9 protein-coding genes, 1 tRNA gene and 1 pseudogene are annotated in these 13,642 nt (G+C 64.7%); 10 read left to right on the forward strand and 1 reads right to left on the reverse strand.

What is annotated here, in order from left to right:
- Positions 1-19: 19 nt before the first annotated feature.
- The 7 genes from xylF (at position 20) to ACXAGF_RS14290 (ending at position 8,727) form a co-directional block, all read left to right on the forward strand.
- The gene (xylF, locus tag ACXAGF_RS14260) at positions 20-1,057 is read left to right on the forward strand and encodes a D-xylose ABC transporter substrate-binding protein (protein ID WP_475018057.1); all 1,038 of its coding nucleotides are present in this window, start codon (positions 20-22) and stop codon (positions 1,055-1,057) included.
- Between the two features lie 200 nt (positions 1,058-1,257).
- On the forward strand, positions 1,258-2,571 hold the full coding sequence (locus tag ACXAGF_RS14265; protein ID WP_475018058.1) for a sugar ABC transporter permease: 1,314 nt from the start codon (positions 1,258-1,260) through the stop codon (positions 2,569-2,571).
- Positions 2,572-2,585: 14 nt separating this feature from the next.
- Positions 2,586-3,371, forward strand: coding sequence for an ATP-binding cassette domain-containing protein (locus ACXAGF_RS14270; RefSeq protein ID WP_475018059.1), 786 nt, complete (start codon positions 2,586-2,588; stop codon positions 3,369-3,371).
- 201 nt (positions 3,372-3,572) lie between these two features.
- Positions 3,573-3,649: transfer RNA gene (locus ACXAGF_RS14275), tRNA-Arg, on the forward strand.
- A 462-nt stretch (positions 3,650-4,111) separates the two neighbouring features.
- Entirely contained in the window at positions 4,112-4,708 is a 597-nt protein-coding gene (locus tag ACXAGF_RS14280) for a hypothetical protein (protein ID WP_475018060.1), read from the forward strand.
- Between the two features lie 645 nt (positions 4,709-5,353).
- Positions 5,354-6,757 carry an HlyD family secretion protein gene (locus tag ACXAGF_RS14285; protein ID WP_475018061.1) on the forward strand — a complete coding sequence of 468 codons (1,404 nt, stop codon included), beginning with the start codon at positions 5,354-5,356 and terminating at the stop codon, positions 6,755-6,757.
- An 11-nt stretch (positions 6,758-6,768) separates the two neighbouring features.
- Positions 6,769-8,727: a glycosyltransferase gene (locus ACXAGF_RS14290; protein ID WP_475018062.1), complete on the forward strand. Its 1,959-nt coding sequence runs from the start codon at positions 6,769-6,771 to the stop codon at positions 8,725-8,727.
- A gap of 94 nt (positions 8,728-8,821) precedes the next feature.
- On the opposite strand, the pseudogene ACXAGF_RS14295 reads toward ACXAGF_RS14290, so the two are convergent.
- A pseudogene (locus ACXAGF_RS14295) lies at positions 8,822-9,321 on the reverse strand (DUF1214 domain-containing protein); the annotation flags it as partial.
- Between the two features lie 859 nt (positions 9,322-10,180).
- Here ACXAGF_RS14295 and ACXAGF_RS14300 point away from each other — a divergent pair.
- The 3 genes from ACXAGF_RS14300 to ACXAGF_RS14310 all read left to right on the forward strand — a co-directional run bounded on the left by ACXAGF_RS14300 (position 10,181) and on the right by ACXAGF_RS14310 (position 13,281).
- The gene (locus ACXAGF_RS14300; RefSeq protein ID WP_475018063.1) at positions 10,181-10,768 is read left to right on the forward strand and encodes a gamma-glutamylcyclotransferase family protein; all 588 of its coding nucleotides are present in this window, start codon (positions 10,181-10,183) and stop codon (positions 10,766-10,768) included.
- An 81-nt stretch (positions 10,769-10,849) separates the two neighbouring features.
- A complete protein-coding gene (locus ACXAGF_RS14305; RefSeq protein WP_475018064.1) occupies positions 10,850-12,691 on the forward strand; it encodes an SLC13 family permease in 1,842 nt (613 codons plus the stop codon).
- Between the two features lie 125 nt (positions 12,692-12,816).
- On the forward strand, positions 12,817-13,281 hold the full coding sequence (locus ACXAGF_RS14310; RefSeq protein WP_475018065.1) for a cupin domain-containing protein: 465 nt from the start codon (positions 12,817-12,819) through the stop codon (positions 13,279-13,281).
- The last annotated feature ends 361 nt before the right edge of the window (positions 13,282-13,642 follow it).

A 13,642-nucleotide genomic window follows, 5' to 3' on the forward strand; every position in this document is an offset into this window, starting at 1 on the left:
TCCACTTGGGAGGGTTAAAATGAAGTCCGTTCTGAAGTTGATGGCAGGTGTTGCCGTCATCGTGTCACTGCACTCGGTTGCCCAGGCGCAGGACCTGGTCGTCGGCGTGTCCTGGTCGAATTTCCAGGAAGAACGCTGGAAGACCGACGAGGCTGCCATCAAGGCCGCGCTCGAAGCCTCGGGCGACAAGTACATTTCCGCAGATGCCCAGTCGTCCGCCGCCAAGCAATTGACCGACATCGAGTCGCTGATCGCCCAGGGTGCAAACGCCCTGATCGTTCTGGCACAGGATTCCGACGCGATCGGCCCGGCGATCGAGAAGGCCGCCGCCGAGGGCATCCCGGTTGTCGGCTATGACCGCCTGATCGAGAACCCGGCCGCCTTCTACATCACCTTCGATAACAAGGAAGTCGGCCGCATGCAGGCGCGCGAGGTGTTAAAGGTGAAGCCGGAAGGCAACTACGTCTTCATCAAGGGCAACTCCGCCGACCCGAACGCAGACTTCCTGTTCTCCGGCCAGATGGAAGTGCTGCAGGAAGCGATCGACGCCGGCAAGATCAAGAACGTCGGCGAGGCCTACACCGACGGCTGGAAGCCCGAGATAGCGCAGAAGAACATGGAGCAGTTCCTGACCGCCAACGACAACAAGGTCGATGCGGTCGTCGCCTCCAACGACGGCACCGCCGGCGGCGCCGTCGCCGCCCTCGACGCGCAGGGGCTGGCCGGCTCGGTTCCGGTTTCCGGCCAGGATGCCGACAAGGCGGCGCTGAATCGCGTTGCCCTCGGCACCCAGACGGTCTCGGTCTGGAAGGACTCGCGTGAACTCGGCAAGCGCGCCGCCGAGATCGCCGCCGAACTCGCCGGCGGCAAGAAGATGGAAGAGGTTGCAGGCGTCACCACCTTCGAAGGCGGACCGAAGGGCGTGGCGATGCAGTCGGTCTTCCTCGCCCCGCTGCCGATCACCAAGGACAACCTGAACGTCGTCATCGACGCCGGCTGGATCTCCAAGGAAGAGGCTTGCCAGGGCGTGAAGGGCGACGTCTCCGCCTGCAAGTAAACGACCCCGACGGGTATCCCGAGCCTCCAAGCGCCGCAGCGGCACCCCGTTGCGGCGCTTGCGCAAGGTTGGCCCGGGGCGGACAATGCCGGCGCTGCCGGAACCCGTCGACGCTCGCCACCATCAGACTTGTCGTTGCACCCGGCTGCCGTGCCGGCCGGCGCGACGATACCAACCAATCAGTGGGGGAAGGCACATCCATGGCCGACATCACACACACGACCCAGGCCAACCGCGCCCGGACCGCCGCGGAGCATCCGGTCAGGCGTTTCATCCGCGCCACCGAGATCGACACCCGGCTGCTCGGCATGGTGGGCGCGCTCGTCATCATCTGGATCGGCTTTCATCTCTTGACCGACGGCCTGTTCCTGACGCCGCGCAATCTCTGGAACCTGACCGTCCAGACCTCATCGATCGCCGTCATGGCGGCGGGCATGGTGCTGATCATCGTTACCCGCAACATCGACCTCTCGGTCGGCTCGGTGCTCGGCTTCTGCGGCATGATCATGGGTGTCATGCAGGCCAAGATCCTGCCGCAGTACCTCGGCCTCGAGCACCCGGCGATCTGGATCATCACGCTGGCCAGCGGCATCGTCGTCGGCGCCGTGATCGGAGCGCTGCAGGGCTCGATCGTCGCCTTTCTCAACGTACCGGCCTTCATCGTCACGCTCGGCGGGCTGCTGGTCTGGCGCGGCGCCACCTGGTTCGTCACCAGCGGCCAGACGGTCGCGCCGATGGACTCTACCTTCCGCCTGATGGGCGGCGGCACGGAGGGCTCGATCGGCGCCGCCGCCAGCTGGATCGTCGGCGTCCTCGCCTGCCTCGCCATCGTCGGCGCGATCCTGAACTCGCGCAAGCAGCGCAAGCGCTTCGGCTTCCCCTTGCGCCCGGTCTGGGCCGAGTACTTCCTGTCGGTCCTCGGCTGCGTGCTCGTGCTCGGCGCCGTCGCCGTCGCCAACGCCTACTACTGGCCGACCAACATCGCCCGCCGCTATGCCGAGGCCAACGCCATCGCCTGGCCGGAGGGCGGCCTGCAGATCTCGCACGGCATCGCCATCCCGGTGCTGATGGCGATCGCGGTCGGCATCGTCGTCACCTTCGTCGCCACGCGCCTGCGCTTCGGCCGCTACGTCTTTGCCATCGGCGGCAACCCGGAGGCCGCGGAACTGGCCGGCATCAAGACGCGCTGGGTCACCGTCAAGATCTTCATGCTGATGGGCGCGCTCTGCGCCGTCGCCGCCGCGATCTCGACCGCCCGCCTGAACGCCGCCACCAATGCCCAGGGCGAACTCGACGAACTCTACACGATCGCCGCCGCGGTCATCGGCGGCACCTCGCTTGCCGGCGGCGTCGGCACGATCGCCGGCGCCATGATCGGTGCCCTCGTCATGCAGTCGCTGCAGTCGGGCATGGTGCTGCTCGGCATCGACTCGCCGTTCCAGCGCATCGTCGTCGGTGTGGTCCTCGTCGTCGCCGTCTGGCTCGACACGATCTACCGCGCCCGCGCCAAGTAAGAAGGAGTTCGACCATGTCAGAACAACGCACGCCGCTGGTCGAGATGAAGAACATCTCCATCTCCTTCGGTGGCATCCATGCCGTCGACAACGCCTCGGTCGATCTCTATCCGGGCGAGGTCGTCGCCCTGCTCGGCCACAACGGCGCCGGCAAGTCGACGCTGATCAAGATCCTGTCGGGCGCCTACCGCCGCGACGCCGGCGAGATCCTGATCAACGGCGCGCCGGCCGAGATCAACAACCCGCGCGACGCCAAGAAGTACGGGATCGAGACGATCTACCAGACGCTCGCCGTCGCCGACAATGTCGACGCCGCCGCCAACCTCTATCTCGGCCGCGAGCTGCGCACGCCGTGGGGCACGCTCGACGACGTGGCGATGGAGGCCAAGGCCCGCGAGGTGATGGGACGCCTGAATCCCAACTTCCAGCGCTTCAAGGAGCCGGTCAAGGCGCTGTCCGGCGGCCAGCGCCAGTCGGTCGCGATCGCGCGCGCGATCCTGTTCGACGCCCGCATCCTGATCATGGACGAGCCGACCGCCGCCCTCGGGCCGCAGGAGACGGCGCAGGTCGGCGAACTGATCAAGCAACTGAAGCGGGAAGGCATCGGCATCTTCCTGATCAGCCATGACATCCACGACGTGTTCGACCTCGCCGACCGCGTCTCGGTGATGAAGAACGGCCAGGTCGTCGGCCACGCCCGCACCGAGGACGTCACCAAGGACGAGGTGCTCGGCATGATCATCCTCGGCAAGTGCCCGCCCAAGGCGGTGCCCGGTCCCGGCGCGATGCAGATGGCCTGAGACGCCTCGGTCGCCTCCGTCACCACCGCCACGACAGGCCCGCCGGCCACAGCCCGGCGGGCCTTTTCGCGCCCGCGACCGCGCCGTCCGCCGAGGATCGAGCGAATGGCGATGGATTTCCGCATTTTGCCGATTGAAGCCCGCCCGATCCTGGGTTAAGAACCGTGCATCGGACGGGGCGAGTCATCGCCCCTGCGGCAGGCACCCGTAGCTCAGCTGGATAGAGTGTTGGATTCCGATTCCAAAGGTCACAGGTTCGAATCCTGTCGGGTGCGCCATTTCTTTTAGAGCGACACATAAGGCCGGTTTGGTTACGTTATCTTCGGATGCGTGACAGCACAAGGGCGGACTCGAAATCAGAATTCCCTAATGAAATCAATCTAGCGGTGATTTCCATCGGCCCATTGCCCCGCGCATCTGCGGGCATCAACTGTGTCAGCCGACCCGCCTGGCGACTTGCTCCCAACATGCTCTTCGCCAAGAGTCATTCGCACTTGTGTCGCTGGACGCGGTGCACATCGAATCCCTGTCCGCGAGTTCTTCGTCAACCAACTGACAGAGCCCCCGGCTTGCGGTATTCGGCCTTCGGGGAATGTTGACATGTCGCAACGGGACAATCGGGAAGCCTTGGAAAAAAGTCAGCTTCAGAAAAAATCATTGAAGGTGCCCAACGTTCAAGAAAGCTTAACAAATATTCCAAAGCTTAGTTGGCCACTAAGACGCTTGCCAATGGGATTACCATGATCAGCCTTTTGAAGATGGGAGAAAGGGCGGGAGATGTCCTCTTCTGGAAGCGCTTCGCGGTCGCGTCTGCTGTTGGGTACGTCTATGCCGTCTTCGGGTTTTCCGTGACGTTCTCGTTGTTGGGAACTGTCTCGACGATGATGCGCTACCCACCCGAAGGCACCTTCTGGGGTATCGCCGGATTTCTCCTTACTCTCCCTCATCTGGTCATTTGGTCGTTTCTGTTTGGCCTATTCCTTGCCGCTTTGCCTGTACTCACGACGCTCCCGGTTGCGGCGATCACAGCCTTGGCCCTGCGCGCTGGCAGAACCGGTACGCTCTTTGCCGGAACTGTCTTAGGCGCGCTCATAGGTACGCCGGTTGCGCTAGGTCGTATGCTCGAACAGGCAGGCGACTGGATCATGGTCGGCGGTTGCGCCGGAGCAGGCGCAATGTTTGCGCTTGCTGTCTGGAAGTTCTGCCTGAGACACTACAACGCCGCCAACGAGACGCCAGCGCCAGGGTGGTTTTTACAGTGGTGGAGTTCACGCGACGCTGCAACAAAAGCTGCGGTTGTCATCGCCGGTGTCGCCGTAGTTGCATCCTTCTTGTAGGGATCAGCAACACATTGCGAGGTTTTCACCACAGGGCTGTTACTGACATTTCGGTCAATGGCCGCTTTGGGGCCCTTAGCGGTCAAGGCAGACAATCGATCGTGTTACTCACCTGCCAGCAACGCCATCGTACTCGGAAGCCTGCGATGGCAGCTTTACGGCCTCCACGCACCTACGCTTCTGGGTTTCCGATGCCCCCCGAGTAGTTCTTGAGCGCAATCGACTTGCGGCCCTCCTAATGGCCCACCACTGGGGCTTCTTCCTTGAGAGCAGCGGGCACACAGCATTGACCCCCAAGGGTACACAGACTACAAGTCGACCAACTATAGCTTGCTTCTAGGTCGTTGAAAACGCTAGATTATATAAGACAACGCTGGAAGGCAATGGTTCACCGATACGCATGTCGGGCGCGCGAATTTCCTCTCTTCTGCCTCACCGCGTAAGTGCGGACTTGCTTCCAATCCGAGCGCAACAGCCTGCTGAGCGAGCGACATTCATAGAGTGTTAGTCATCGCCTAAGGATTGATTCAAAATTTAGTTTCTCGAAACGTCTCCACCCGAAGATGGGTCCCATCGAAACGCGTGCCGGCAAAAGAAACGTCCATGATGGACACTAAACGGGGACCCACCTCGGTGGAGCGGCAGATGAAATCGACTCTGGAAATCCAGCCCAAACAGGACCAAACCGCCGATAGCGCGACTGGCGAAGCACAGTGCGTCTCGCAGCCGGTCCACACTGATGGCTTGACACCGGCCGCAGAGGCGCCGCGGCAGGACGCCTCCGCGCTGCAGGGCCTGCTGGCCAGGCAGTTCACTCACCCGGCAGAGGCTGAGACAACGGTCGACAAACCGGCGCGCACGACCCGGCCGCTGTCACCGACGCATTCGCGGATCCTGAAGTCTGTGGCCGGCCTGGTCATTCTGGTTTCGGTCGGGTGGATGCCCCTACAGCGTCTATTTCAGGTATCGAGCGTCGAGGCTGTGGTCAATGCACAGGTCGTCACCTTGCGCGCGCCTGTCGGCGGCGTGGTGTCGGAGGCGGCTGACCCGCTGCGCGTCGGCTCGGCCGTCGTGTCAGGCAATGTCCTCATGACAGTGCAGAACGCGCGCGCCGACCATGCAGGGATCGAGCGCGTGAAGGAGAACTTGCGGTCCGCGGATGAGGACCTGGTCGCGGTGATCGCCCGCATTGAGCGCCTGACGACCCTGCGTGCCGCGATCGCCGCCCGTGTCGAGGACTATCGGGCAGACAGGGTCCGCCGGGTCGGTGCCGATCTTGTGGTGGCAGATGCCCAGATCACATCCGCCCAGGCGGTGATGGACCGGGCTGAGGCGGAAGTCGCCCGGCAGTCCACGCTTGCGACCACCGGGTTCAGTGCGCAGACGACACGACAGACCGCAGAGCGTGATCTCGCCGTTGCCCGCGCTTCGCTCGACCAAGCCAGGGCGCGCAGGGCCGCGCTCGCGGTCGAGGCGGAGGCTCTGGAGGCAGGGCGCTTTTTCGGTGACGGCTATGATGATGTGCCGCAATCGATGCAGCGGCTGGACTGGATCGACGAGAGCTTCGCCTTGCTCGAGAGCGAAAAGGGCAAACTCGAAGCCCGCGTAGGTCGGCTGACGTCGGAACTGCAGGCAGAGCAGGCCCGCTTTGACCTGGCAAGCCGGGCCACCATTGCCGCGCCCGCAGGTGGGCAGATCTGGGAAATCCTGACGTCTCCCGGCGAGCAGGTCGTCGCTGGCCAACCTTTGGTCAGCGTACTCGACTGTTCGAAACTGATGGTGACGGCCGCGGTGAGCGAATCCGTCTACAACACGCTTTCCCTCGGCATGCCGGCATCTTTCAACTTCCACGAAGGCGGGCCAGCCTTTGCCGGGCGTGTCGTGCAGCTGAGCGGCATCGCCGCGGCGGGCTCAAACTTCGCCATCATGCCGTCGGCGCTGACCAAGGAATCGTATCGCGCCACCGTAGCGGTCGACAATCTTGGCGGGAATGGCACGTGCCCGGTCGGCAGGACCGGCCGCGTCGTGTTCGGTAAAGCCGACTCCTGATGGGGCCGGCCATGAACCCGACCCTGTCCGTCCTGATCGAGGGATCGATCCCCGGCCTGTTGATCGCCGGCCTGCTGCTGGCGGTGCTGCCATGGATCGACCGCAGCAGCAGAGTTCGCGTGCTGCCGATCGTGCTGGTGCTGATGCTGACCGTCAATTACTTGTACTGGCGTGTCACCGTCACCATCCCGCCGATCAGCGATCCGGTCGATTGGGCGGCAGGGTGGCTGTTCTTCCTGATCGAGCTCGGTGCGGTGACGGGGTCGGTGATCTCCTACGTCACGCTCACGCGCACCAGCGACCGCTCCGGTGAGGTTGAGCGCAACGCTGACTGGTTGGCGAGCCTTCCGGCCCCGCCCCTCGTCGACGTCTTTATCTGTACCTACAACGAGGAGCGTGAAATCCTCGAACGGACGATCTTGGGCGCGACGGCGATGACCTATGCCAACTACCGCGTCTGGGTCCTCGATGACGGCCGGCGCCAATGGCTGGCCGAGCTCGCCGGGGAGCTTGGCGTCAACTACCTGGCGCGGCCGGACAACAAGCATGCCAAGGCCGGCAACATAAACCATGCGCTGCGCCATGTCGCCGCATTGCCGTCGCCGCCGGATTTCATTTCGGTGCTCGACGCCGATTTCGTGCCGATTCCCGTTTTCCTGTCGCGCGCTCTGACGCTGTTCAAGGAAGACAACGTCGGGATCGTCCAGACGCCGCAGCATTTCATCAATCCCGATCCCATCCAGGCCAACCTTCAGGCGTCGGATGCCTGGCCGGACGAACAGCGTTATTTCTTTGATGTGCTGATGCCGGCAAAGGATGCCTGGGGTACCGCATTCTGCTGCGGCACCTCGTCGGTGATCCGCATGGAAGCGCTGCTGCGCAGCGGCGGCTTTCCGACCGAGTCCGTGACGGAAGACTACCTGCTGACGCTGCGATTGAAGCGCAACGGCTTCGCCACGGTCTACCTCAATGAACGGCTGTCGCTCGGCCTGGCGCCGGAAGGCCTCAACGAATACATGACCCAGCGCAGCCGCTGGTGCCTGGGCTTCATCCAGATCATCCGCGGCGCGGACGGCCCGTTCAAGCTCAAGAACGGGCTTCGCTTCATCGACCGCGTCAGCCTCGTGGAAAGTCTCCTCTACTGGAGCATGGCTTACCTCTTCCGCATCGCCGGCATCGCGGTCCCGATCCTCTATCTTCTGTTCGGCATTAGCGCCGTGAACGTTGACACGGCCGACGGCATCGCCCACTTCCTCCCCTACTACCTGGCGCAGATCGCCGTCATGGCGTGGCTGTCCGGGCAGCGTGTGCTGCCGATCATGACGGACGTGTCGCAGCTGCTCGCGGCCCGCGAAATCCTGAAGGCTGTCGCGATCGGCCTGTTCAAACCCAGGGGACAGAAATTCAAGGTCACGGCCAAGGGCGGCGACCGGAGCAGAACCGTTGTCCAGTGGCAGATGATCGGCCAGTTCGGCTTCCTGCTTGGACTGACGGTTCTCGGCGTGCTGCTTTCTTTCGGCATGTCGCCGACGCTGCAGGATTCCAGCGTCGTGGCGCTCTACTGGTCCTGGTACAACATGGTCATCCTGATCTCGGCGATCGCGGTTTGCGTCGAGCGGCCGCGACTGCGCCGGCATGAGCGGCTGCAGGGAGCCGAGACGGTGATCGTCTCGGCAGGCGCGATCCAGCAGGTCTACCTGACCGCGGACATTTCCGTCGGCGGGATGCGCCTTCTGGGCAATGTGCGGGAGCCGGTCGGAACGCGCGTTTCCGTGCAGTTCGACAATGCTGATTTCGGCGGGACGATCGTGCGCCGCTCCGAATCCGATTTCGCTGTCGCGTTCGACGAGACACAGCAGATGCGCACCACCATGGTCCGGCACGTCTATTCAGGTAGCTTCCGCTCGACGATAGAACAGATTAGCGCCGGCTCCGTTGCGCGCAGGGTGATCACGCGCCTGGTTGGTTAGAGGCTGCTTGGAATCAAGCGGTCGCGCGCAGATCCCGGTTAGGGGTCGGGTGGGCGACAGCGTCGAGCCATGGCCCGCGGGGAACAGGCTGCGCCTAGGCCTTTCGAACGGCGGGTATGACCCACGATCCGTCCAGGATTGACGGCGGGCTGTCGTCAGGCCAGTACAGCCGCATCATCAGCAAGAATCTGTCCTTCGGCGCCGGCAGCCAGTTCGATTCCTTGTCGGCCCCCGGAGACTCGTTCTGGATATGTCGGTCGAACCGTCGGGGTTGGTCTTCAGGTCCTGACGCGCGCTGATCGAGTAGCGGTTGAGCGGATTCTCGACGAAGAAGTACTGATCGTTGTACATCGTGATCGACCAGAAGCCCCGCACCGGCGGCAACTGTCCCTTGGGGAAGGTCAGGACATATTTGTTCGACCCCTCATAGGCACGCCCGAACAGCCCCTCCTTCATCTTCAGCGATGTCGGATAGACTGCGTCCTGCGGGCGGTTGGCGCCGAGCCCAATCGCGGTGATGAGGGCCCGTTGCAGATACTCCGTCCCGTAGACGCCTGTCTTGGTGGTGTACCCCCAACCGTTTATGTCCTGGATCTGGACATGGACAGCGGTGCGCTATGCTGCGCCCGACGACCGAAGGCGCTTCGTTGCGTCACTTCACAAGGCTGGCCTTCCCGTGTCGGACCAGTCCACGATGGTTGCCCCCTGAGGAGGTCTTTTCGGCTTGGATCGGGTGACCGATCAGGAGCCGATGGCCGACCGCCCGCAGCCAGAAATCTCAACACAGACGCGGACACAGGAGTCTTCTGCCAAGGTCTGGATCCAACCCTAGGCGGTCGTGAAGGAGGCACCAAGTCGACACGACGACCGACATCTCGTCGCCTCCAGAAACATGGCAAGGCAGCCGTCGGCCTGGCGCCCCCTGCCGGAAGCCCGGGCTGACCGGCCGCAAGCGACCACCGCCCCGTCGCCCATTCATGTCATCATTCCCTGCATTCCCGGCTACGGCTTTTCCGATCGGCCCACCGGTCCGGGCTGTAACGCGGAGCGCACTGCCGATGCCTGGGGCGTGCTGATGCAGCTTCTATTGGAACGACGTTGACCACGGCGGCCATTTCGCGGCCTGGGAGCAACCCGAACGTTTCTCTGCCGAACTGGCGCAGGCGTTCTCGGCGGTCCGCTGACGATGTTTGACGGCACGCGAATGGCTGATCACCATCAGCCATCCGCAACGCGCGCGGGCGGATCTTCCGGCCCTGATCTCGGTCGTTACGCTCCAGGGCGGGCACGCATTCGGCCGCCTGTCACGCCAAGGAAGCGGTGATCCCTGGCGACCGCCCGACCGAATTGCGCGATGAAGGACGGCGAAGACCGCGTAGAGCTCGAGGGCACTCGCCTTCGCAGCCTGAGCCAAGACTTGCCATGCCGCACCGCGCCCGGGCATGATCGCGCCATGGGGACCTTTCTCTATTTTGCCTACGGATCGAACATGCTGACGGAACGGCTGCGGGCGCGCTGCCCGTCCGCCCGGCCCGTCGGCACGGCGCTTGCAGCCAATCACGCACTGGACTTCCTGAAGGAGAGCGTCGACCGGTCCGGCAAGGCCACGCTTGTCCGTCGCGACGGCGTCAACCGGTATGGCGTGCTGTTCGAGATCGACGACCGGGACCTGCCGGCCCTCGATGCGGCCGAAGGCAGCGGCTACAGCCGCATCGACGCCTTCGCGGTCCTGCCCACGGGCAGCGGCAACCAGGCCGGGGCGGCGACCTACATGGGAAAGCGAACGACGCCCGGCCTGAGGCCCTACGACTGGTATCTTGCGCTGGTCATTGCCGGGGCGATACAGCACGGGGTGCCGACGGAACAGATAAGGCAACTGCGATCGGTTGCCTACGACATCGCGGACCGCAACCAGTACGCCCGCGAAGGGCGCCAGAAGGGCCTGGAGGCCCTCCTTGCCGCAGGTTTCGGCAGCCCGCTGAGCGCAGCGACAGCGACGCGGAGCGACGTCGCCCCGCCCTGCCGGCCGCCGGCGCAATGACCTGGCGGGCCGAAACCCGACCGGGCGCTTGACGCCGGCCCACCGGCCTGTCCAGCTAGGCGCGGGGGAGGACACGAATCGGTGACCCAGGCGCAGATGACCATTCTTGCCGTTCTGGCGGCGACCGTCGGGCTGTTTTTGTGGGGGCGGTTTCGCCACGACGTCGTCGCGCTCGCCGCGCTGCTGGCTTGCGTGGCGACGGGCCTGGTGTCGAGCGCGACGGCGTTCTCGGGGTTCGGCCACCCCGCCGTCATCACCGTCGCCTGCGTTCTGGTCCTGAGCAGCGCCCTGCAGTCGACCGGCGTGGTCGACGGGCTGACGCGCGTCCTTCTGCCGAAGACCACGGGCCCGGCGCTGACCATCGCCGCCCTCACCGGGCTGGCGGCGGTCCTTTCCGGCTTCATGAACAATGTCGGGGCGCTGGCCCTGCTGATTCCGGTCGCCCTTCAGGTCGCCGACCGGCTGCAATGCCCGCCGGGCAAGATCCTGATGCCGCTCGCCTTCGGCTCGATCCTCGGCGGCATGACGACCTTGATCGGCACCCCGCCCAACCTCATCGTGTCCGGTTTCCGCGCCCGCGAGTCCGGCACGAGCTTTTCCATGTTCGACTTCTCGCCGGTCGGCGTTCCCGTGGCCTTCGCCGGCCTCGTCTTCCTCGCCCTGATCGGCTGGCGCATGGTTCCCACCCGCGAGCGCAAGGGGACGAAGGGTTTCGAGACCGGCGCCTATCTGACCGAGGCCCGGGTCCCCGAAGATTCCAAGGCGGCCGGGATGACGCTGCGGGAGGTCGAGGCGGCATTGAACGAGGCCGACGCCCAGGTCGTCGGCCTGATCCGCAATGACATCCCGATCGCCGCGCCCCACCCCTTCCGCGAGGTGCATGCCGGCGACGTGCTGATCATCGAGGCCGAGCCCGACGCGCTGGCCGAAGCGCTCTCCAGCCTGCGCCTCAAGCTCGTGGAGGACATCAAGCCGAAGGACGAAGGGGAGGATACCGGCGCCGACCCCGCCGAACGAGCGGCCCGTACCGAGGGCGATCCCGACCCGATGGCGGCGCTGCAGAGCGACGAGGTCGTCTTGATGGAGCTCGCCGTCAGGCCGATGGCCGAACTGGTGGGCCGGTCGGCGACGGACATCAACCTGCGCCGCCGCTACGGCATCAATCTGCTGGCGATCGCGCGCGCGGGCAACCGCTCAACCGCGCGCCTGCGCTCGGTGCCGATCATGGAGGGCGACGTGCTGCTGATGCAGGGCACGCCGGACGCCATTTCCGATTTCGCCAACCGTTTCGGCTGCGTGCCGCTGGCGCAGCGGCCTTTGAGGATACCGGACCGGAAGAAGGCGATCCTTGCCTCGGCAATCATGGTTGCGGCGGTCGGCGGCGCAGCGCTCGGGCTGGTGCCGGCGGCGATCTCGTTCGCGGCCGGCATCGTGGCCCTCGCAGTAACTGGCGTCGTGTCTCCGCGTCGGCTCTATGACGCCATCGACTGGTCCGTCATCGTCTTGCTCGGCGCCCTCATCCCGGTAGCCGGCGCCATGGCCTCGACCGGGGCGGCCGACGTCATCGCCAAGGGGCTGCTCGACGGCGTCGCCGGTGGCTCGGCTATCATTGCGCTGGTGCTGATCCTCGTCGTCACCATGATCCTGTCGGACTTCATGAACAATGCGGCGACGGCGGCGGTGATGTGCCCGATCGCGCTCGGCGCGGCGGCGCAGCTCGGCGTCAACACCGATCCCTTCCTGATGGCCGTGGCGGTCGGGGCGTCCTGCGCGTTCCTGACCCCGATCGGCCACCAGAACAACACGCTGATCCTCGGCCCCGGCGGCTTCCGTTTCGGCGACTACTGGCAGCTCGGCGTGCCGCTCGAGATCGTGGTGCTGCTGGTCGGCGTGCCGATGATCCTGCTCGTCTGGCCGCTATGACCCCGCGGCGCGGCGCGTGCGCACCGGAGCCTGTAGCTTGGGTCCGGGTTTTCGGATAGTCTCGGAAACGCGCGGGCGTCGGCCTGCACCGGCGCGGCGATATCGGGTCCCTGGAGGCGCGAGCGATGGACCATGGCGCATTTTCACGGCATGTCGAAGAGGGCGAAGCGCGATGGTGGCTTGGCTCGCTCGCAACCATCATGGCCACCGGGGACGATACCGGCGGCCAGTTCTGCCTCATTGACGTGCAGGAGAACGAGGGCGAGACGCCCCTGCATGTCCACCACAACGAGGACGAAACGTTTATCGTCGTCGCCGGGGAGATCGAGTTCGAAGTGGGTGGCACGATCATCGGCGCCAAGCCCGGAACGGTCCTGTTCGGACCGCGGGGCGTTGCCCATCGCTACACCGTTCGCAAGGGCCCGGCGCGGATGATGTTTCTGCTTACCCCCGCAGGTTTCGAGAACTTTGTGCGGGCCACGAGCGCGCCGGCCGGTGAGCGGCGCATCCCGGATGAGGGGGTTGGCCTGCCGGACTTCGACACCCTGCCCGAAGTCGCCAGACGCTTCGGCTGCGAGCTTCTGGGGTAGAAGCGGGCAGGTTTCCGGACCAGACGCAACTACGGTCCGGCGGCGTCGGTCCGCTCATGGCGGTGCGGGCGGTGGCGTGGCCGACAGGCCTCTTGCGCCCGGACAGGACATTAGAACATCATTAATATCTAATGCATTAGATTGCTGCCGTGTTCGATTTCGAACACTCGCACGTAGCGGTCGCGATGCCCGGCGAAGCTTCGGCTTCGTCGGGCTTGCCCGTTCCCCGTTCGCACCAGGGGAGCCGGATGTTGCGCTTCGGACGCCGGGCCGGCCCGAAATCGGATCATGTGTCACACTAGCGTCGGCCGGGCTTTGACTCCGGCATCGGCACGTTGTCTAGTCATGCGGCAAAATCCCT

It is taken from the genome of Mycoplana sp. ABR4_002, from assembly GCF_056159645.1.

Bases quoted from the DNA above. Each gene is read 5' to 3' on its own strand.
- xylF (WP_475018057.1), top strand. From the start codon at position 20: ATGAAGTCCGTTCTGAAGTTGATGGCAGGTGTTGCCGTCATCGTGTCA.
- ACXAGF_RS14265 (WP_475018058.1), top strand. From the start codon at position 1,258: ATGGCCGACATCACACACACGACCCAGGCCAACCGCGCCCGGACCGCC.
- ACXAGF_RS14270 (WP_475018059.1), top strand. From the start codon at position 2,586: ATGTCAGAACAACGCACGCCGCTGGTCGAGATGAAGAACATCTCCATC.
- ACXAGF_RS14280 (WP_475018060.1), top strand. From the start codon at position 4,112: ATGATCAGCCTTTTGAAGATGGGAGAAAGGGCGGGAGATGTCCTCTTC.
- ACXAGF_RS14285 (WP_475018061.1), top strand. From the start codon at position 5,354: ATGAAATCGACTCTGGAAATCCAGCCCAAACAGGACCAAACCGCCGAT.
- ACXAGF_RS14290 (WP_475018062.1), top strand. From the start codon at position 6,769: ATGAACCCGACCCTGTCCGTCCTGATCGAGGGATCGATCCCCGGCCTG.
- ACXAGF_RS14300 (WP_475018063.1), top strand. From the start codon at position 10,181: ATGGGGACCTTTCTCTATTTTGCCTACGGATCGAACATGCTGACGGAA.
- ACXAGF_RS14310 (WP_475018065.1), top strand. From the start codon at position 12,817: ATGGACCATGGCGCATTTTCACGGCATGTCGAAGAGGGCGAAGCGCGA.